This window comes from Protofrankia sp. Cr1, assembly GCF_963555865.1.
GTDB lineage: Bacteria > Actinomycetota > Actinomycetes > Frankiales > Frankiaceae > Protofrankia.
Genome location: NZ_CAUVXO010000276.1, coordinates 1 through 1081, shown reverse-complemented (window position 1 = coordinate 1081; position 1081 = coordinate 1). Strand labels below are relative to the sequence as shown.

Annotated in this window: 1 protein-coding gene; it reads left to right on the top strand. The window is 73.4% G+C overall.

Translation table 11 applies throughout. From position 1 onward, the window contains the following. Positions 1-1081: phospho-sugar mutase (locus tag U9980_RS18815; RefSeq protein WP_322769118.1), on the top strand; the 1081-nt coding region annotated here is incomplete at both ends.

The following is a 1081-nucleotide window of genomic DNA, read 5'->3' as shown; positions in this document are numbered from 1 at the left end:
GGGTGACCCCGAGCCCGCCGACCGTGCGGAACTCACCCGTGCGCTCGAAGCCGGTGACCTTCCGGCCCTGCGGGCCCGATTCTCCGGTGCCCTCCGGTTCGGCACGGCGGGGCTGCGGGGGCCCCTTCGCGCCGGTCCCGCCGGGATGAACACCGCGGTCGTCCGACGTGCGGCGGCGGGACTCGCGGCGTGGCTGCGCTCGCCGGATCCGGGCCGGGCAGCGCCGCTGGTCGTCGTCGGCGCGGACGCCCGGCACGGCAGTGAGCGGTTCGCGCTCGACAGCGTCCGGGTGCTGGCCGGCGCGGGACTACGGGCCGCCCTGCTGCCGGTGCCGGTACCCACGCCGGTGCTCGCCTTCGCGGTGCGCCAGCTCGGCGCGGACGCCGGGATCATGGTTACCGCCAGCCACAATCCGGCGACCGACAACGGGTACAAGGTCTACTTGGGCGCACCGGCCGCAGACCCGGCAAACGGAGCGCAGATCATCGCTCCGGTCGACACGATGATCGAAGCCGCGATCGACGCCGTCGGACCGGCCGCGTCCATCCCCTTGAGCGATGACTGGACGCGACTCGGTGACGAGATCCGGTCCAGCTACCTCGAGGCGGCGGCAGCGCTGTCGCCCACGAGCGATACGACGGACGACACGAGCGTCGCCACGGACCTCCGGGTGGCCTACACACCGCTGCACGGCGTCGGTGCGGACACGCTGCGTGCTGTGTTCACCCGCGCGGGGTTCGCCCCACCGTTCATGGTCCCCGAGCAGGCGCGACCCGACCCGGACTTCCCGACCGTGGCGTTCCCGAACCCCGAGGAGCCTGGGGCGATGGACCGGGTCCTCGCCCTCGGCCGGGCGGTGGCCGCCGACGTGGTCATCGCCAACGACCCGGATGCGGATCGCTGTGCGGTCGCGGTGGGCGAGCGCATCCTCACCGGCGATGAAATCGGGCTGCTCCTTGCCGACCATGTGCTGCGTACCCGCCCCGGCCCGGTCGCGACGACGGTGGTCAGCTCCCGCGCTCTGGCCACGCTCGCGGCCGCGTACGGCGTGACGTGCATCGAGACCCTCACCGGCTTCAAG